This window comes from Carboxylicivirga litoralis (assembly GCF_025499605.1).
Taxonomy (GTDB): Bacteria; Bacteroidota; Bacteroidia; order Bacteroidales; family Marinilabiliaceae; genus Carboxylicivirga; species Carboxylicivirga litoralis.
In genome coordinates this window covers 1-20,187 of sequence record NZ_JAFMVC010000039.1, presented here as the reverse complement: position 1 = coordinate 20,187, position 20,187 = coordinate 1, and the positions used below count along the sequence as shown (strand labels likewise).

Sequence of the window (20,187 nt, the reverse complement as noted above, 5' to 3'; positions counted from 1 at the left end):
CGTGAGAATTTCATATTTAAAACTAGCTGGTCATCAGTTCAGAATACTTTAAGCATTACGCTATTTAAATAGGACTATTATTAGTTTCCAAATTGAAGTCTGGTTTGGCGATAAACCCAATTGTAATGTGAATAGAATACCTAGAGCTTACAGTAGCAAGAAATTTTAGAAATGATAGTCTGCTTATTCCTAAAGCTGCTGAGAATTGAATATTTCAGTACTATTTTATATATCTCCCAAATTATTCAATTTACATTTCGGAATTGCAGTGCCGAAATTAGTTGTATATAATAAGAAGTTTAAGAAGCACGTGAATCAAGATAAAGTACCATTTATTCTGAAAAATAAATTTATCGTATCCTAGCGTTTCACTCAAGTAAACAAATGTTTTCTACATCATCTTTACTTGCTATACCGTTATTACTTCATTAAGATTCCCTAAAATTAATGAATAATTAATATTAATAAAGTATTGTTATTGAGCCATCAATACTGAATTCCTTACGTCTTTTAACTGATTCACTTAATTAAAAAAACTACGCATGTATTATGATAAAAAGAATAGGTTTTAATTGGTAATTAGTGGTAATTTGTGTCATTAGTGGACTAAAAGTAAGCACGTGTCCCGACACCTCTGGAAGCTGTCAATGCTCCACTTTGGTGGTCATCGAGCGTAGCCGAGATGGAGCTGTCCGCAGGACTGAGGGGGAATAAGTTATACGATTGTAAAATGATAATCGAATTAGAGGAATAAATTACCGTACTCTTATGGAAGTTGGTGATAAACTGAACAATACAGATGAAATAGCCGCATAACTTAACTGAATGTCCGAAAAACTATTGCAAGTTCAAGCGGTTATTTGTGCGATTTATGGACAAACAAAATAACCAAGCTGTAATTCATCGATTTAACAAATTGGCAATTCGACAGTTCGACAATAAAAATAGCTGGGAATTGACAATTCTGCAATATTTTAAATATAAACCACTTCGGCCAGCCTCTGTGCTTTATGAACAGCTAAAGCAGCAATTGCAGTACTCGACTTAACTTTTTTTATTAAATTCGCATGTATTTTTAGAAAGAGGTTTTGGACAAATATTTGTTTTCGAAGAAAATTACACCCTTTATTCAAGCATACCTGTATTTTTATAATATGGGTATCAGGCTGATGACTAGTCTGGGGTCTATACTGCTTGTTATATCCTACTGTATTTTATCATTTTACGTAAATTTAAAGGCTTCAATTTATTTGGAGCATCGATATGCTGTAGGCAACAATAAACGAGGATTCGCAACGTTACAATAGGCGTATAAAAATCACTGTTTTTAGGGTAACCTATCCCCTTTTTCGGTGTATACATACAATAGAAATCGCCATTACCTCACAAAATACTCTACTGGATTTAAGTTGATGTTAATCAACCGCTTAATCCTTATTTATCGAAAGTATTAAACTCACACCCTGTGACTGAGGAGGCGAAGCTGTGCAAGTCGACGAAGTGTTAACGACTATCAGGAGGAAATCCCGACCCTTCGGGAAGGAGGCGAAGCTATGTATATAGATGAGCCTTGCCGCGAGAGCTTGCTCGAGTCCCAATACCTCTGGAAGCTGTCAATCAATGCTCCACTTTGGTGGTCATCGAGCGTAGCCGAGATGGAGCTTCCGCCTTAGGCGGATGAGGGGGAATAAGTTATACGATTGTAAAATGATAATCAAATTAGAGGAATTGGTTGAATCTAAGAAAAATACCCCCTCCGCCTCCTGCACCTCCCCCTTTTTAAGGAGGAGGAAAAGTGCACAGAGATATAACGGAGGATTGATTGAATCTACTGCTAACGCAGACAATAGGTATATAATATAAAAAGTCTTTTCCCCCTTGGCGAATAGCCTGTCCCGATTACCATCGGGAGGAAATGATTTAAAAGCTTGTTATAATATAAGAGAATGAGGGGGATTGATTAATTATAAATACCCCTTCGACTCCGCTCAGGGAGCAGCTCGGTGACCGCGCTCACACTGCTACCGCACGAATCATTTCGTGTGGGCGACGCAGATAAAGTGAAATAACTCCTTCACCTCGGCTCTACTTCGACTCCGCTCGATGTACAAGCTCAGGGTGCAGCTCGGCAACCGCGCTCAGTAACCACGCTCGATGACCGCCTTAAGAAGGGCGAAAAAGCTGAAGGAGGATAAAGAAATTGGTGGTAATTCGTGTCATTAGTGGATAAAAAATAATAAGTGTCCTGACATCTCTGGAAGCTGTCAATCACAGTTCAGTAGTTTTTCACCCGATAGCTATCGGGTTCGACAATTCGACAACAAAAAATACCCCCTCCGCCTCCTGCACCTCCCCCTTTTTAAGGAGGAGGAAAAGTGCACAGAGATATAACGGAGGATTGATTGAATCAACTGCTAACGCAGACAATAGGTATATAATATAAAAAGTCTTTTCCCCCTTGGCGAAGGGGAATGATTTAAAAGCTTTTTATAATATGAACGAATCAGGGGGATTGATTAATTATAAATACCCCTTCGACTCCACCTCGACATCATACTGCTACCGCACGAATCATTTCGTGTGGGGAAGCAGATAAAGTTAAATTACTCCTTCACCTCGGCTCTACTTCGACTACGCTCAGTAACCACGCTCGGTGACCGTACTCAGGGAACTCCCAAATGGAGGAGGAAAAGTTTAATAAGCAGAAATAACACGAAATATAAATGAAGAATTTTGCATTAGTAGGAGCAGCAGGTTACATCGCTCCACGACATATGAAAGCCATTAAAGAAACCAATAATCAACTGGTGGCAGCCTACGACCCTTACGACGGTGTGGGTATTATGGATAGTTTCTTTCCCAATGCAGATTTCTTTGTTGAGTTTGAGCGCTTCGATCGTCATATCGAGAAGCTGAAACGTAACAATACGCCTTTGGATTTTGTATCGGTCTGTTCGCCCAACTATCTGCACGATTCGCATATCCGCTTTGGACTGCGCCGCGATGCTGATGTGATTTGTGAAAAGCCAATCGTGTTAAACCCCTGGAACATTGACGCTCTGGAGGATGTGGAGAAAGAATCGAAAGGTAATATCTATACCATCCTGCAATTGCGCCATCACCCAAGTATTGTGGCACTGAAACAAAAAGTAGAAGAAGGCGATCCTGATAAGATATACGATATCGACCTCTCCTACCTCACTTCCCGTGGTCACTGGTACTATACCTCGTGGAAAGGCGATGTGAGCAAATCAGGCGGTATTGCCACCAATATAGGCGTACACTTTTACGACATGTTGACCTGGGTATTCGGACCGGTCATAAGCAATACGGTTCATATCCATACCCACGACCGGGCCGCTGGTTACCTGGAGCTGGAGAAAGCACGCGTGCGCTGGTTTCTTTCTATTAACTACGATACCATACCCGAAGCCATTAAAGCCAAAGGCATGCGTACCTACCGTTCCATCACTGTGGATGGCCAGGAAATTGAGTTCAGCGGCGGTTTTACCGACTTGCATACAGTGAGCTACCAGCATATAATAAATGGCACCGGCTACCGCATTGGCGACACCCGCCAGGCCATTGAGATTGTACACGATATTCGCAATAAAGAAGCCATTGGCTTAACTGGTGATTACCACCCATTGGCCAAAGGCGAGCTGGCTAAACATCCGTTTAGTAGAGATTAGAACGCTTCGCTTATAGAAAAAGAGCAATGAGAAGTGAGAAAGTTTTCTCGCCAAGCACTGCTACCGCACGACTCCGATCGTGTGGGCGACGAAAATAAGAAAAATACCCCCTCCGCCTCCGGCACCTCCCCCTTTTATAGGGGAGGAAAAGTGCGCAGGGATACATAGGGTGAACTTGATACTGTGTTCAGTTTTTCAAAAAAAAAGATTACCCCTATAATCACCTTAAAAAGGGCATGGTTAAAGGTTTTATAAACATTGGGAATAGCAAATTTTAAAAGGCAACAAATTAGTAAGTACACGCACTGACCTCAGCAACGTAGCTTGGGCCCCACTTATCGAAGGTGAAACAAAAGACAGATGGCTGTCTGAGCCTGATGATAATCAGGTGAGTTCCAGCTGTCGTTTCAACAAGATAATAGTGGGTAAGCGAGTGCTGGAGTCTTGACTTTCTTTGTTTCGTTTCTTGTGTTAAGACAAGAAATGAAATACTTGTCCCGTGTCAAAACGGGAGCCCCTGCGGCTCGAGCAGAATATAGATAGAAAAGAGCAATGAGAAATGTGAAAGGTTTCTCGCCAGGATAGACGCGAAGCACGTAAAGAAAACGCAATGAAAAGCTATTAACCACCTGGAAAGTTTACATGAAGCTCAAGTTTTAAACTATCTCAAAGCAACAGGATTCAAACTAGGTTTATTAGTCAACTTTGGTGAGCAATCATTGAAATACAAACGAATAGTAAAAGAAAAATATTAATCCACTAATGACGCTAATTGAACGAATTAAATTATTACAAATAAAAATTCGCGTTAATTAGCGCCATTGACTTCGTCGAACGTTGTTTCGCGGACAAAAAAATAACGGAACTGCAAATCTCAATAATCTTATTAATCTGTGGTTAAAAGAAATTACCAAGCTGTAAATAATACATGGAGTTTATAAAAACTGAAATAAAAGACTTAATCCTAATCAAACCTACCGTTTTCGGTGATAAGCGGGGTTATTTCCTGGAAGCCTATAATCAGGAGAAATTTAAACAACACATAGGCGACCTTAACTTTATCCAGGTCAATGAATCCAAATCATCCTATGGTGTATTACGAGGGCTTCATTTTCAAAAGCCTCCCTATACGCAAGCCAAGCTGGTACGTTGCATTGAAGGCAAAGTGCTGGATGTAGCGGTTGACCTGCGCCAGGACTCCCCCACATACGGCCAACACCAAAGCTTTGAATTATCAGGCGACAATAAACACCAATTGTTTGTGCCCCGAGGTTTTGCCCATGGCTTTGTAGTCTTAAGTGAAACAGCCATTTTTAGTTATATGGTGGATAACCACTATGCACCTGATTATGATAGTGGCATTGCCTGGAATGACGAAGATTTAAATATTGACTGGCAATTACCGGTTGAGGAGATTGTGTTATCTGAAAAAGATAGGGTCTTAAAACCCTTAAAAGAGAATGAAATTCCAATATTTTAGTCCACCAATTACACTAATTTGACTAATTAATTCGAGTCAATTTGTGTGATTAGCGGACAACCATTAACCAAGCATCAAAGCCTATCCCGTGAGAAACGAACGAGATTAAACATCATAAATCAACATTCATCCATCATAAATCTAAAATGAACAATCTGATTTTCTCAACTATAAAACGCATCCTTCAAGTACTACCTCCCGGTTATAAAAAGAAAAGTGCCAAAATGATGGTACTACTATTTATTAACTCAGTAATGGAGCTTTTTGGATTAGCTGCATTTCTCCCACTTTTCTCTGTAATTCTGCAGGATGGTGTCATACAGACTCATCCTATTATTAGTAAAGTATATAAAATTGGGGGATTTGTTAGCGAAAATCAATTTATACTTTTCTTAGCAGGATTTATTGTGTTTGCTATTATTTTTAAGAATGTGATGAGTTTATTTATCTTACGTTCGCAGGCTCGTTTTTCATTATCCTTGTATCAATACTTTGCCATACGACTCCATGAACTCTTTTACAGTAAAGGATTTGCTTTCTTCAAGCAAACCAATAGTAACGTGATTATGCGGGATGTAAATGTAATACCCCAGCGTTTTGCTAATAACATGGTTTTGCCTGTTTTTAATTTTCTCAATGAGTTATTTGTCCTTTCGTTTATATTAATCAGTCTTGTACTATATGACTGGAAAGCCATCGTTCTGCTAAGTTGCACTATTTTACCAATCTTTATGTTGTTTTACAATTGGGTAAAAGGCCGGACAGCCAAAGTGGAAAAGGTGTCCAATGAGATAGTTCCATTACTGGGTAAGAGTATTTTTCAAAGCATTTTTGGTTATACGGACGTTGAGATTACTAATTCACAGTATAAGTTCCGTAATAAAATTGCCTATTACCTTAATAAATTAGTCAAATTGAGCGTTAAGAGAACCATATATGCCCAAGCACCCACAAAAGTAATTGAAGCGGGCATGGTCATTACCATATTTGCCATCACAGCTTATGGATTATTCTTTTTACCTGATCGCTCAGGACTGGCAGCTCTATTAGGTTTGTTTGCTTTAGCTGCTTATCGAATTCTGCCATCCGTTAATCGTATTATGATTGCCTTAATAAGTATTAAAGGGCATCAATTTACATTTGATACAATTTTAGATGTGAAAGAATTTACACCAGATGTTGAAAATGAAGAACATATTACTTTTAATAATAACATTAAACTTAATAATATTAGTTTCCGTTTTCCAGACAGTAAGACTAATTTATTAAATAAAATCAACCTTAATATCGCAAAAGGTGAATCCATTGGCTTTATTGGCCCTTCAGGCGCTGGGAAAACAACCTTGATGAATATGATGCTGGGTTTCTGGAAAGCAACAGAAGGACAGATACAAGTTGATAATTCAATATTAAAAGATAGTACCATTAAATCATGGCGTGACTATGTCGGGTATGTGCAACAGGAAGTTTATATTTTAGATGGTACACTAGCTGAAAATATTGCATTTGGTATAGATAAGTCTCAGATTAACCAGAAGAAGCTTGTAAAAGCTATAAAACAAGCAAGTTTGTGGAATTTTGTTCAAAGTTTACCTCAAAAGATGGAGACAATGATAGGAGAACGCGGTACAAAACTATCCGGTGGTCAACGTCAGCGTGTTGGAATAGCCAGGGCGATATATTCAGGTGCAACTATCCTCTTTTTTGATGAAGCGACCTCTGCCTTGGATTCTCAAACCGAACAAGAAATTACAGAATCCATCCGGCTGTTAAGTGGTGGCGATTTAACCATTATTGTGATTGCTCATCGCATCAGTACCTTAAAGTATAGTGATCGAATTATCGAGATCAATAATGGAAGCATTACCCGGGAAGTAACTTATGAAGAATTGAGTAATTAAGCTTCTCATTCTCAATCTTAATCTCAGCTTTAACCTAAGTCTCAATTTTATTCTCAAGTAAATGAATATATTACAACTAATAGGACGAAATAGAGCCCTTTTCACTCAGGATATTAATAAGCACGAGGAAAGCCTCCAACATATTGTATCCTCTTCATCATTTCTTGTCATTGGTGGTGCAGGTTCCATTGGGCAAGCTGTTACAAAAGAGATTTTTAAACGCAAGCCTCTAAAATTGCATGTTGTTGATATCAGTGAAAATAATATGGTGGAACTGGTTCGCGATATCAGAAGCTCTTTTGGTTATATTAAAGGGGATTTCCAGACATTCGCCCTTGATATAGGTTCTATAGAATACGATGCGTTTATCGAAGCCGATGGACAATATGATTACGTCTTAAACCTATCAGCTCTAAAGCATGTGCGGAGTGAAAAGGATCCTTTCACTTTAATGCGCATGATCGATGTTAATGTTTTTAATACGGATAAAACCATTCAGCAAGCAATAAAAAATGGTACTAAGAAATACTTTTGCGTTTCAACCGATAAGGCTGCGAATCCGGTGAATATGATGGGAGCTTCTAAACGTATTATGGAACTATTCCTAACACGTCGAAGCAAAGACATAACGATTTCAACAGCACGGTTTGCGAATGTTGCTTTTTCAGATGGATCATTATTGCATGGTTTTAATCAGCGGATTCAAAAGAAACAACCGATTGTAGCTCCAAAAGACATTAAACGTTACTTTGTGACGCCACAGGAATCAGGAGAACTCTGTTTGATGTCCTGCATTTTTGGTGAGAACAGGGATGTATTCTTTCCTAAATTAAGTGAAGACTTACACTTGATCACCTTTGCCGATATAGCGGTGAAATACCTAAAAGAACTAGGTTATGAACCATATTTATGCGAATCGGAAGATGAAGCACGCCAACTGGTTGATAGCTTACCGGCTAAAGGACAATGGCCGTGTTTATTCACCCCAAGTGATACCACCGGGGAAAAGGATTTTGAGGAGTTTTATACCGATAATGAAGTGCTTGATATGGAACGTTTTGAAAACCTTGGAATCATTAAGAATGAGCTGAGTTATGCGAATGATAAACTGGAACTATTTACCAGTCAAATCAAGCAAATGAAGGATAGTAAACGATGGAGCAAGGAAGCGATCGTTGACTTATTTCATCAGATGATACCCGATTTTGGTCATAAAGAAACGGGTAAGTACTTAGATTCAAAAATGTAAAAACAAAGAATAAGGTTAAGAAATTCCAAAGTACTTCTCAACCTAAACCTCAGTCTCAACCTCATATAATGGACAAATACCATCAACTAATAAAATTTATCAGGAATGCCTACTCTACCCCTGAGGCATTTATTCCACTTCATGAGCCACGTTTCTCAGGCAATGAAAAAGCCTATGTGGCCGATGCCATAGATTCCACTTTTGTGTCTTCTGTAGGGGAATATGTTAATCGCTTTGAACAGATGATGTGCGATATCACTGGAGCTAAGTATGCTATTGCCACAGTTAATGGTACATCGGCGCTTCATGTGGCACTGCAGTTAGCAGGTGTAGAGAAAGGTGATGAAGTCATTACCCAGGCATTATCCTTTATCGCTACGGCCAATGCCATCAATTACACTGGAGCCAGACCGGTATTTTTGGATGTTGACAGGCATACAATGGGTTTATCACCAGTGACACTTGAGCTTTGGCTGAAAAAAAATGTAGAATTAAAAGAGGTTAAGGCAGGGAGTTCTCAATCTAATACTCAGTCTCAGCCATTCAATAAGATCACTGGTCGTAGAATTGCTGCCATAGTACCCATGCATACTTTTGGTCATCCGGTAGAACTAGACGACATTATTGAAATAGCTAATCGTTATAATATACCGGTGGTTGAAGATGCGGCTGAATCGCTTGGCAGTTATTATAAAAACGAACACACTGGTACCAGAGGTATTTTGGGAGCTTTTAGTTTTAATGGTAATAAAACAGTGACCTGTGGAGGCGGTGGTGCTATTGTTACCAACGATGAGAAACTGGCCAGGATAGCCAAGCACATTACCACAACAGCTAAAGTGCCCCACCCTTATGAATATACGCATGATATGGTGGGTTATAATTATAGAATGCCCAACCTAAATGCAGCTTTAGCCTGTGCTCAATTAGAAAATTTAAAGGATTTTGTCATCAATAAGAGAAACTGGGCCAATAAGTTGGAACAATTCTGTCAAAATCATGAACTAGATTTTATAAAAGAACCTGGAAACACAAAATCTAATTACTGGCTGAATGCCATATGTTTAAAAAACCGTGATGAAAGAGACAAGGTGCTTAAACTATTAAATAAAGAAGGTGTGATGTGTCGTCCAATCTGGACATTACTCTATAAAATGCCAATGTATGCAGACTGCTTTCGAGATGAACAGACCAATGCCCAATGGCTGGAAGATAGAATTGTTAATATACCAAGTAGTGTAATATAAACTAAGAATAAGGTTGAGGTTAAGAAGTCTCAACTTTAATCTTAGCCTCAACGGTAAACTTAGAAATGGAGAAACTTTTACTAATCGGTGGTGGTGGTCATTGTAAGGCCTGTATTGATGTTATTGAGCAGGAAGGCCGCTTTGAAATAGCGGGTATCATTGATCAAAAGGATAAGCTTGGTAAAACGGTGATGGGCTATCGGGTTATTGGTTGTGATGATGAACTGCCTGAATTATTTAAGAAATATAAGCATGCATTAATTACAGTCGGACAGATACGATCTGCTAAGCTGAGGATAAAACTATTTACAAAACTAAAACAGATAGGATTTAACCTGCCTGTCATCATATCGCCATTGGCTTATGTCAGTCAGTCAGCAACAATTGATGAAGGAACGATAGTTATGCACCATGTGCTGGTGAATGCTGAAGCACAGATTGGTAGTAACAATATTTTTAACAGCAAAGCATTAATTGAGCATGAAGCCATAGTTGGCAATCACAATCATATTTCTACTGGCGCTAAACTAAACGGACAGGTACAGGTGCAAGATGAATGTTTTATTGGCAGCGGTTCTACCATCGCCAATAATGTATCGATTGTCTCTAATGTCATAGTACCTGCTGGCAGTACAGTATTTAAAAATATCAACAAAGCAGGCATCTATATTCGCTGATAACTCAACCTAAACTTAGTCTCAAACTTAAACCATGCATACAATAATCATTGCCGAAGCTGGCGTTAACCACAATGGTGATATAGAACTGGCTAAGCAACTCATTGAAGTTGCTGCTGACTGTGGGGCTGACTTTGTGAAATTTCAGACCTTTAAAGCTGATCAACTTGTTTCCAGGGAAGCTGAACAAGCAGAATACCAAAAACAAAATACCGGTAAATCTGAAAGTCAGTACGATATGTTGAAGCGCCTTGAGCTTTCTGATGATGAGCATCTCTTATTAAAAGAACATTGTATCAAATACAATATTAAGTTTTTATCCACTGGTTTTGATCATGATAGTCTTAACTTCCTGAATTCAATGGGTATGGAACTGTGGAAAATTCCATCAGGCGAGTTGACCAATCTCCCCTATTTAGAGTTTATGGCATCTCAATCTCAACCTCTAATTTTATCCTCAGGTATGGCTACTAAGGAGGAAATAAACGATGCTATAGAAGTGCTGACAAGCAAAGGAAAAAGTAAGGATGAGATTACAGTCTTACACTGTACGACGGAGTATCCAACTCCAATGGAAGAAGTAAACTTGAAAGCTTTGCATGACCTGGCTCAAAGCTTTGGATGTAAAGTGGGGTACAGCGATCATACAAAAGGCATTGAAGTGCCCATTGCTTCAGTGGCATTGGGTGCTACAGTTATTGAAAAGCATTTTACGTTGGATAATAGTTTGCCAGGACCAGATCATAAAGCATCATTGGAGCCTGAGGAATTTAAAAATATGGTTAAAGGCATTCGTAACATTGAAAGGGCACTCGGTACAGGTAATAAGGCACCTACTCCCTCAGAACTAAAAAACAAAGCCATTGCCAGAAAATCAATACATTTAAGATCTGATTTATGCGAAGGACATATATTGACTGCAGGTGACCTTGAAATGAAGCGACCGGGTGATGGGATTTCTCCAATGCGGATGTATGATGTTATTGGCAAGAAAACAAAAAGATCTATTGACCAGGGTAGTCTTTTGCAATGGGAGGATTTAAAATGAACATAGCGGTTTTAACCAGTTCAAGAGCAGACTATGGCATTTACAGACCATTGTTAAAAGGCTTAAGTAATATAAATAGTGTCCGGCTAACGATTATTGCTTTTGGCACACACCTCTCCCCTTTTTATGGTCATACGGTGGATCAGATCATAGAAGATGGCTTTGAGGTTAACCACCGGATAGAGTCCATATTGGCGAGCGATTCGGCTAATGCCGTGGCCACAGCCATAAGCTTGACTTCATTGAAATTTGCTGAGTTTTGGCAGCATTATCAGTTTGACCAGGTACTTTGCCTTGGCGATCGCTATGAGATGTTTGCGGCTGTAACAGCAGGCGTGCCTTATGGGGTAAAGTTTGCTCATATCCATGGAGGTGAACGAACCTTGGGGGCGATAGACAATGTATTCCGGCACAGTATCACTCTGGCCAGCTCATTGCACTTCACCGCCACCGAAGAATATGCACTAAGAGTTGCTGAATTAACCGAGTCAAAGGATAATATCCATGTGGTTGGAGCATTGAGCCTCGATAACCTGAATGAATTAAAATTACTCTCAATAAACGCGTTTAAAGAGCGTTTTAAAATTAACCTGGAATTACCGACAGTATTGTGTACGTTTCATCCTGAGACCGTTGGCGCAGATAGCAATGAAGCTTATGCCACTACAATGGCTGACACCTTACTGGAACTTTCAAGACGCTACCAGATTGTTATTACCCTGCCAAATGCCGATACCAACGGTACCCAAATAAGACAGGCTTTTCTTGAGCTGCCTGAATTAAGCAATCACAAAGTGATTTGTGTAGAGAACTTTGGCACATTGGGCTATTTCTCGTGCATGAAACACTGTAGCTTTCTTTTGGGCAATACCTCCAGTGGCATCATTGAAGCAGCCAGCTTTGGCAAAAGAGTTATAAATATTGGTGACCGTCAAAAAGGCAGAGCTTGCGGAAGTAATGTGATCCATACGCCTATTATCAAAAAGGAAATACTGGAAGCAGCAACATGGATTGAAAACCAAGGTTCGTTTAAAGGTAAAAATCCTTACGACCAGGGTGGTGCTGTTGATAAAATCATTGAAATATTAAAAAAAATGTGATCCACTAATTACACGGATGATCACAAATATTCATTTTCTTAATTCGAGTAATTAGTGCAATTCGTGGACAAAAAGAAAACATGAAGAATTTCCAACAACATATCATCAATCAAAACGAAAATATCCTCAAAGCCTTTGAGCTCCTCAATCATGTTCCGGAAAACCTCACCCTGTTTGTGGTAAACGAATCCAATCAGATGGTAGGCACCTTAACGGATGGGGATATTCGCAGAGGCTTCCTGGCCGGCAGAAACACACAGGACAACGTAGCAGCCTTTATGAAACAATCTTTTCATGCCATCACCCGTCAAATGGACCCACAAGAAATAAACCGTATCAAAAAATTGGGTATTGGATTGTTGCCGGTATTGAAAGAGGATGGTAAGATATATCGGGTTATTGACTTAAAAAAGACAAAAACCATCTTACCCGTTGATGCCGTTATTATGGCCGGCGGTAAAGGCGAACGACTTCGTCCACTAACGGACAAGACACCCAAACCCATGTTACCATTGGGCGATAAACCCATTATTGAACACAATATTGATCGGCTTATCTCATTTGGGATTGAAAACATCTATATATCGGTGAATTACCTGGCAGATCAAATAATCGATTACTTTGGTGATGGCAGTAGCAAAGGGGTTAACATCCACTATATCAAAGAAAATAAATTTTTAGGGACTATTGGTGCTCTCAGTCAAGTTGAGGAGTTTTGGAATCCATACATACTGGTGATGAACTCCGATTTATTTACAGATATTGACTTTGAGGATTTATATATTAATCACCTGGAACAAAATGCTGAACTATCAGTCGCTTCTATCCCGTATACTGTCAATATACCTTTTGGTATTATGCTACGAGAGAATGGTCAAATAATAGGACTGAAAGAAAAACCCAGCCAGACGCATTATGCCAATGCGGGGATTTATTTAATGAATACAGAATTAAGTAACAATATTCCAAACGAAACATTTTATAATGCCACCGACTTAATTGACGATACGATAAAATCTGGTGGTAAAGTAGTTGATAATCCAATAACTGGTTATTGGATTGATATTGGCCGACATGATGAGTATGCCAAGGCAAAAGAGATTATTAAACACCTCAAACATTAAGTTTAACCTTAAGCTAAGCCTAAAACTCATTTTATGCAATCAATAAAAGATACACTCGTCATAATTCCTGCTCGTGGTGGCTCTAAAGGATTACCAGGTAAAAATATAAAGCCTCTCAATGGTAAACCCCTAATACATTATACCATTGAAGCGGCACTAGATGTAACCGATAAAGAACATATCTGTGTAACAACAGATGATAAAGAAATCATTAAAGTAGCAGAGCAAACTGGCATAAAAGTGCCATTTATCAGACCGGCAGAACTGGCTACTGATACTGCCAATACCTGGGATGTGGTAAAGCATGCCATCGATTGGTATAGAGCGAATGGAAAAGTATATAGTAAAATTATTTTACTTCAGCCTACTTCGCCTTTTCGCACAGGGCTGCACATAAATGAAGCATTCAAACTAATGGATAAAAATACTGAAATGGTGGTGTCGGTAAAGGAAACTAAATCCAATCCTTATTTTACACTTTTTGAAGAGGATGACAATGGTTTTATACATCAATCAAAACAAGCCAGTTTTACTCGTAGACAAGATTGCCCCCCTATATATGAATTGAATGGGGCCATCTACATCCTTAATCTAAACCTTAACCTTAACCTTAGTAAGCCCTGGAATTCAAATCAAATAAAAAAGTACACGATGACAGCTGAAGACTCCATTGATATCGACAATGAACAAGACTGGGATAGAGCTGAGAAAAAATATTCATACAAATAAATAATTCGTATAGCTACTTATGCTGTTTAATTCGTTCGAATATGCCCTATTTCTTCCGATAGTTTTTATATTGTATTGGTTTGTTTTTAACAGAAACATTCGGGCTCAAAACTTCTTTTTATTAATAGTATCTTATATTTTTTATGGTTGGTGGGATTGGCGATTTTTATCCCTGATAGCTTTTAGCTCCTTGGTGGATTACATTGCAGGAATTCAGATAGAGCATAGTGAAAAGCGACACACTCGACGCCTCTTCTTGACCATTAGCCTGATTACTAACTTGGGCTTTTTAGGTGTCTTTAAATACTTTAATTTCTTTTCTCAGTCATTGGCCGATGGTTTTGAACAAATTGGTTATACCATAAACCCACTCACTTTAAATGTAGTGCTACCTGTTGGAATTAGCTTCTATACTTTCCAAACCATGAGCTATTCCATCGATATTTATCGAAACAAGCTAAAATCAACCAAAGATATTATTGCCTTTTTTGCCTATGTAAGCTTCTTTCCCCAACTGGTGGCCGGCCCAATTGAACGAGCTACCAATTTACTTCCTCAATTTTATAAGAAAAGAGAATTTTCCTACCAACAGGGTGCAACTGGGATGCGCCAAATACTTTGGGGGCTGTTTAAAAAAATGGTAATAGCTGACAATTGTGCAGTAATGGTCGATCAAATATTTGACAACCATGAAACATTACCAGGCTCTGTATTGATTATGGGTAGTATCTATTTTGCTTTCCAGATTTATGGCGACTTCTCGGGTTATTCCGACATTGCCATTGGTACTGCCAGGCTGTTTGGTTTCAACCTGATGACTAACTTCCGAACGCCCTATTTTTCCAGGGACATGGCCGAATTTTGGCGCCGCTGGCACATCTCTCTCAGTACCTGGTTTCGCGATTACTTATACATCCCACTTGGTGGGAGCAGGGTGAATACTCAAAGAGCTATTCGGAACACATTTATTATTTTCCTCGTGAGTGGTTTCTGGCATGGAGCAAACTGGACTTTCCTGGCTTGGGGTGCAATCAATGCCATCTATTTTATTCCGCTATTGCTGACAGGTTATAACCGCAAAAATATTGGTACTGTTGCAGAAAACAAATGGTTACCAAGTATCAAAGAGTTAGTACAAATGGGTTTTACATTTGCATTAACCTGTTTGGCCTGGATTTTCTTTAGGGCAGAAAATATAACTGAAGCCTTTTCGTATCTGAACAATATAGTTTCAAACTCATTTATGCCGGATAACTTCTTCTATTTCCAACCTATATATATATATTTAATTTGTTTATGCTTAATATTTGATTGGTTTATATTTAGACATGATTATGGTTTTGAATACATTACATCACTTAATGTATTGAGCAGGAGATTAATTTATATATGCATAGCTTTACTAATTTTTATATTTACCGTTAATCAGACACAATCTTTTATCTATTTTCAATTTTAAAATTATGTAACCTTTAATAATTGCTAATACGAAGTCTAAAAATTAGTAATTTAGTTTGAAGCAGATGAAAAAATTCATATTTAATACATTCATATTTATAATAATATTGATAAGCTTAATTTGGATATATACTAAAGGCGGCAATTCAGTTTTAAGAGAATATCTTGGCCCCAATACTCAACAACAAATAGACCAGAGCTTTAAAAATGCACTAGAAAGAGATTATACTACCTTAATCCTTGGTAATTCAAGAATCTATCGAGGAATAAATCCTGATTTATGCTGTAGCCCTTCATATAATTTTGCACATGATAACGATAGTTATAATCAAATATACTATAAGCTTAAATACATACTAAATTGTAAGAAAAATATTAAAAACATAATACTAGGGGTTGACTATTTTCAGTTCTCATTTATATCTGAAAACAGAAATTATGCTTACGGAAAACATCTAGGGAAAGAGTATCTCAAGGATTATGATTATTCATTTAACTATTTTTATGAATACGAAAATATAAGAGGTATCAATAAGTTTCTTACAATATACAGAGCTTCCAAAGAAATAATCCAGAAAAATGAAACATCAAAGAAAACAACCTTGAAAGGAAATGGTCAATATTTAATGCCAATACCTAATATGCAAAAGGCCAAATTGACAAGAGATCCAAAACGCCTATTAATACAAGAGAAATATTTTAGTCAAATAATTGAGTTGTGTAAGGAGCGAAATGTAAATGTATTCTTAGTAATGCCACCTCTACAAGCTGAAGAGATAATGTTATATAATGAAGACGTGATCAAAGAATTTGAAAATTACATAAAAAGTTTTAGTGCGGATTACATTGATTATTATAATTACAGTAGCACTGGATTATTTACGTCAAATGATTTTACAGATATAACACATCTTAACTGTTCTGGTGCGGATAAATTTTCTAGGTTTATAAACGATTCTATTGAATCATGTTACAATTACTACTGACAGATAAACATATGATTAAATGGTTAGTTAAAACTACTAAACAAACCTATCGAAACAATATAATGCATTAGTGTTGATAAACCGTAAAATATTGTTAGGCAATAAATGAAAGCTAATAAAGTTAATGTACCATACATAATTAAAGAAAGATTTTTATCTTCCATACAAGATTTTTCTATATTCAATTGCGAAAATTTTAATTTGACAAAAGTAATACTACGTGGACTTATATATAAGTTTGGGCAAAAGAATACAATAAGGTGTTATTTGTTATGGCCGAGCTTAATATATTCTTTAGTGGAATTTGCAAAGCAAGTAATATTTTCAAAATCAAAAGAAGAGATTATACAAAAAACTAACGAAAAAGAAGTTTTATTATTAGATATTGGAAGATCTGAATATGATTCTGATATGAAAGAACGCTCATTACATTTTGACAACATTAAATCTATTATCGGAAATGATAGAGTACTTCATATAAATGCAGGAAACAATAGTTTTGAATATGATTACAATCTACAGTTCATAACAACTACATTCAGTAGGCAGCGACTCGATAAATCACAATTAATCCTAGTTAAAAGACTTAAACATATCTATAAAGAAACTAAACGCTTAAAAATATACAGCAAAGCCGATTTAAAAAATATAAAATATAGCCTACAGATATTCTTTTTAGACTATAAATGTTGGGATAACTTTTTTTCATCAGGTAATTTTAAGTCGCTAATAATTATAAATAATTTTGGAAAAGAGGGTTTAATTGCTGCGGCAAAAAAATATAACATTAAAGTGATTGAACTACAGCATGGATTAATTATTAAAGAAAGTGTGCCATATGTTTTTAATCTGCCTGAAACGGAAAAAAAGCATGGCTATTTATTCCCTGATATTTTCCTGGCTTATGGTTCATATTGGAAAAAATTCCTCCTAAAAGGCAGCGAGTACTCTGAGCATCAGATTAAAGTTTTGGGTAAAAGTACATTTAATAACAATAAAGGTCCAAAGCTTAATAAGGACATTAAAATAGAAAATAAAAATACAATAGTAATACTTGTAACAACGCAATATAACTTACATAATTCTTTCATTAAATATATAAAAAGTATAAAGCGCAAAGTAATCGAAAATAATTTGATGTTGATTATTAAACCACACCCACTAGAGCATTCTGCACTATATAAATCGCTTGAGATTAAAGATAAAATCCTAATTACAACTAAACCCATTGCACAGTTATTTGAAATAACTAATATATTAATCAGTTCGTATTCTACTACCCTCTTTGAAGCATTCGATAATAATATTCCATGCTACTGTATCAAAGCAGATAATTTTGAAAATTATGCGGAATCAATTATCGAAACAGGAATAGCTAAACATATATCTTTGGGGGAAATACCGAAATTAAACAATGTTGGGGAATCTAAAATATCGAAAAATGAGATATACGATAGTTTTAATAAGGAGTTATTATTAAGTGAAGTAAATTAAGCACTTTATTATTATGATAAAGCAATATTATTGCTCAATTCTATAAGTTAGCCATAATAGATATGAATAAGTCTAATTTAAAGTCTTAAAGTTGAAAAAGGGTATTAATGAGTAAACAAACCATATATGTATTTGGCACACGCCTCCAGCCAGAAAAAATCCTCAACCTAATAAGTATTGAGGAACTAAAAAAAAGGTATATATCTATGATTTTCATTGATACGACAAAGCTTTATCACAGTATACCTCAAGATTTTAAAATGGAAAAGATATCAGATAACATCATTGAATATTATGACATCGACAAATTTGATGATTTAAATAAGCTTTTCTTCCAAACAGATAATTGTCACTCGTATGCCATTATTGCGGGTTGGATACTTGCTGAGCAACAGGAAATAATTAAATATTTAAAATCAAAAAAACTACACACAATTACATTAAACCTATTACCTGTAAATAAACCAAGTTATTCTTCCTTATATTATAATTATTTAAAATCATTTTTTAGTAAGCCAAAATATTTACCTGATAGTATGATTGTAGAGGCGGCTTATAAAGAAAAGTTGCTAAAATCAATGGGCCATAAAGATATTTGGCCTATTCACTCACATATTTATGAAACTAACTACACGATTAGTAGGTTAAGTACTAATAAATCAATCGTATATATTGACCAAAATTTTAGTGAGCACCCTGATTTTAAATGGTTTTCAATTAAGAAAGAGTCTTTTTCAAAATACTATCAGGATGTCTATAAGCTCTTATTGCGATATTCCTTCAAATATAAGCTGCCTATTACTATAGCCTTGCACCCAACATCAGATATTGATAAATATAAAAAGTTGTTTCCAAAAGCAACCTTGGTTAAAGGGAAAACCTTTAAGCTTATAAATGAAGCAAAAGTAGTATTCGGACATTATTCTGGAGCTTTGGAATTTGGTATATTATTAAACAAACCCATGTTAACTTTCAAAATTCCAAAATATCTGGGTGCTAAAATTAACTACAATCAGGAGGTTTTTAATAGAAAAACGAGAATAAATAATATATCTGTGTTTTCAACAAAACTAAGATTACCCAATATGATGAATCAAAAAAAAAGAAGTCAGTATATCCACAGATATATAAAGAGCAAAAATAGCCCTAAGGCATCATTTGCTGATATATTCTTTACGAAACTTAATGAAACCATTGATGATTAGTATTATTATCCCATACTATAAGAACTGTAATCAAATTGAACGAACGATTCTTAGTGTTATAAATCAAACCTATTCTTTTTATGAATTAATTATTATTAACGATTGTTCACCTGACTGGAAGAAAGCCTTAGGGATTATACAGTTATTTAATGATAAACGAATTAAAACTATTTCTCATACTTACAACAAAAACGGTGCAGCAGCGCGTAACACGGGAATAAAAAATAGCATTGGAGAATATATTGCCTTTTTGGACGCAGATGACGAATGGTTGCCTAACCATCTGGAAGATGCTTTGAAAGTGCTTAAAGAAAATAATAAAGACTTAGTCTATACCCAAGCTACTGTAAAGTCGAAATATAAGGACGAAATAATGCCGATACAAGGGATTAAATACTCTCAGTCCATTTCAGATTATCTTTTTGTTGATGGTGGATTAATGTTCACCCCTACCCTTGTTGTTAAAAGTGAAGTTGCTAAACAAGTATTGTTTAATGAGCAGCTTCGACGTCATCAGGATTATGATTTTTTATTACGAGCCGAAGCACAAGGTCTTAAGATAGGATTTGTACCCAAAGCGAATGTTATTGTACATTGGGAAACCAATAATCCTAAAGCTAAAGGTGGGACATGGGATTTTAGTTTACAATTTGTAATGAAGTACAAAAAGTATTTAACACCCAAAGCTTATAGTAGATTTGTTTTTAAAAATAGTTTTATACCATTATTAGAAGATAGGAAGATAATTAAGGCATTTAAAGTACTAAGTAAACACATCAAACTATTGCATCTTAATA

Annotated in this window: 16 protein-coding genes; all 16 read left to right on the top strand. The window is 36.5% G+C overall.

What is annotated here, in order from left to right:
• Positions 1 to 2,723 precede the first annotated feature (2,723 nt).
• Complete coding sequence (locus tag J1N10_RS19380) at positions 2,724 to 3,692, top strand: Gfo/Idh/MocA family oxidoreductase (RefSeq protein WP_262328396.1); 969 nt, start codon at positions 2,724 to 2,726, stop codon at positions 3,690 to 3,692.
• A gap of 620 nt (positions 3,693 to 4,312) precedes the next feature.
• Positions 4,313 to 4,447, top strand: coding sequence for a GxxExxY protein (locus tag J1N10_RS21340; RefSeq protein WP_410053456.1), 135 nt, complete (start codon positions 4,313 to 4,315; stop codon positions 4,445 to 4,447).
• 173 nt (positions 4,448 to 4,620) lie between these two features.
• Complete coding sequence (gene rfbC / locus J1N10_RS19375; RefSeq protein ID WP_262328395.1) at positions 4,621 to 5,172, top strand: dTDP-4-dehydrorhamnose 3,5-epimerase; 552 nt, start codon at positions 4,621 to 4,623, stop codon at positions 5,170 to 5,172.
• A 146-nt stretch (positions 5,173 to 5,318) separates the two neighbouring features.
• A complete protein-coding gene (locus tag J1N10_RS19370; protein WP_262328394.1) occupies positions 5,319 to 7,073 on the top strand; it encodes an ABC transporter ATP-binding protein in 1,755 nt (584 codons plus the stop codon).
• Positions 7,074 to 7,134: 61 nt separating this feature from the next.
• Positions 7,135 to 8,322 carry a UDP-N-acetylglucosamine 4,6-dehydratase gene (locus tag J1N10_RS19365; RefSeq protein ID WP_262328393.1) on the top strand — a complete coding sequence of 396 codons (1,188 nt, stop codon included), beginning with the start codon at positions 7,135 to 7,137 and terminating at the stop codon, positions 8,320 to 8,322.
• Positions 8,323 to 8,390: 68 nt separating this feature from the next.
• Positions 8,391 to 9,569 carry a LegC family aminotransferase gene (locus J1N10_RS19360; protein ID WP_262328392.1) on the top strand — a complete coding sequence of 393 codons (1,179 nt, stop codon included), beginning with the start codon at positions 8,391 to 8,393 and terminating at the stop codon, positions 9,567 to 9,569.
• Positions 9,570 to 9,634: 65 nt separating this feature from the next.
• The gene (locus J1N10_RS19355; RefSeq protein WP_262328391.1) at positions 9,635 to 10,246 is read left to right on the top strand and encodes an acetyltransferase; all 612 of its coding nucleotides are present in this window, start codon (positions 9,635 to 9,637) and stop codon (positions 10,244 to 10,246) included.
• 34 nt (positions 10,247 to 10,280) lie between these two features.
• Complete coding sequence (gene neuB / locus J1N10_RS19350; protein WP_262328390.1) at positions 10,281 to 11,294, top strand: N-acetylneuraminate synthase; 1,014 nt, start codon at positions 10,281 to 10,283, stop codon at positions 11,292 to 11,294.
• Positions 11,291 to 12,394 (top strand): UDP-N-acetylglucosamine 2-epimerase, encoded by a 1,104-nt coding sequence (gene neuC, locus J1N10_RS19345; RefSeq protein WP_262328389.1) that lies wholly within the window; start codon positions 11,291 to 11,293, stop codon positions 12,392 to 12,394. Before neuB ends, neuC begins: the two co-directional genes overlap by 4 nt.
• A gap of 80 nt (positions 12,395 to 12,474) precedes the next feature.
• Positions 12,475 to 13,518: a nucleotidyltransferase family protein gene (locus J1N10_RS19340; RefSeq protein WP_262328388.1), complete on the top strand. Its 1,044-nt coding sequence runs from the start codon at positions 12,475 to 12,477 to the stop codon at positions 13,516 to 13,518.
• Between the two features lie 33 nt (positions 13,519 to 13,551).
• A complete protein-coding gene (locus J1N10_RS19335; RefSeq protein ID WP_262328387.1) occupies positions 13,552 to 14,247 on the top strand; it encodes an acylneuraminate cytidylyltransferase family protein in 696 nt (231 codons plus the stop codon).
• A 193-nt stretch (positions 14,248 to 14,440) separates the two neighbouring features.
• A complete protein-coding gene (locus tag J1N10_RS19330; protein ID WP_262328386.1) occupies positions 14,441 to 15,706 on the top strand; it encodes an MBOAT family O-acyltransferase in 1,266 nt (421 codons plus the stop codon).
• A 64-nt stretch (positions 15,707 to 15,770) separates the two neighbouring features.
• Positions 15,771 to 16,691, top strand: coding sequence for a hypothetical protein (locus J1N10_RS19325; protein ID WP_262328385.1), 921 nt, complete (start codon positions 15,771 to 15,773; stop codon positions 16,689 to 16,691).
• Between the two features lie 297 nt (positions 16,692 to 16,988).
• On the top strand, positions 16,989 to 18,185 hold the full coding sequence (locus J1N10_RS19320) for a hypothetical protein (RefSeq protein ID WP_262328384.1): 1,197 nt from the start codon (positions 16,989 to 16,991) through the stop codon (positions 18,183 to 18,185).
• A gap of 107 nt (positions 18,186 to 18,292) precedes the next feature.
• A complete protein-coding gene (locus J1N10_RS19315) occupies positions 18,293 to 19,390 on the top strand; it encodes a hypothetical protein (protein ID WP_262328383.1) in 1,098 nt (365 codons plus the stop codon).
• Positions 19,383 to 20,187, top strand: an 805-nt coding sequence (locus tag J1N10_RS19310) for a glycosyltransferase family 2 protein (RefSeq protein ID WP_262328382.1), incomplete at its 3' end; no start/stop codon positions are given. The genes J1N10_RS19315 and J1N10_RS19310, both read left to right, overlap by 8 nt.

Coding starts and splice junctions, on each gene's coding strand:
- J1N10_RS19380 (WP_262328396.1), top strand. CDS start 2,724: ATGAAGAATTTTGCATTAGTAGGAGCAGCAGGTTACATCGCTCCACGA.
- rfbC (WP_262328395.1), top strand. CDS start 4,621: ATGGAGTTTATAAAAACTGAAATAAAAGACTTAATCCTAATCAAACCT.
- J1N10_RS19370 (WP_262328394.1), top strand. CDS start 5,319: ATGAACAATCTGATTTTCTCAACTATAAAACGCATCCTTCAAGTACTA.
- J1N10_RS19365 (WP_262328393.1), top strand. CDS start 7,135: ATGAATATATTACAACTAATAGGACGAAATAGAGCCCTTTTCACTCAG.
- J1N10_RS19360 (WP_262328392.1), top strand. CDS start 8,391: ATGGACAAATACCATCAACTAATAAAATTTATCAGGAATGCCTACTCT.
- J1N10_RS19355 (WP_262328391.1), top strand. CDS start 9,635: ATGGAGAAACTTTTACTAATCGGTGGTGGTGGTCATTGTAAGGCCTGT.
- neuB (WP_262328390.1), top strand. CDS start 10,281: ATGCATACAATAATCATTGCCGAAGCTGGCGTTAACCACAATGGTGAT.
- neuC (WP_262328389.1), top strand. CDS start 11,291: ATGAACATAGCGGTTTTAACCAGTTCAAGAGCAGACTATGGCATTTAC.
- J1N10_RS19340 (WP_262328388.1), top strand. CDS start 12,475: ATGAAGAATTTCCAACAACATATCATCAATCAAAACGAAAATATCCTC.
- J1N10_RS19335 (WP_262328387.1), top strand. CDS start 13,552: ATGCAATCAATAAAAGATACACTCGTCATAATTCCTGCTCGTGGTGGC.
- J1N10_RS19325 (WP_262328385.1), top strand. CDS start 15,771: ATGAAAAAATTCATATTTAATACATTCATATTTATAATAATATTGATA.
- J1N10_RS19315 (WP_262328383.1), top strand. CDS start 18,293: ATGAGTAAACAAACCATATATGTATTTGGCACACGCCTCCAGCCAGAA.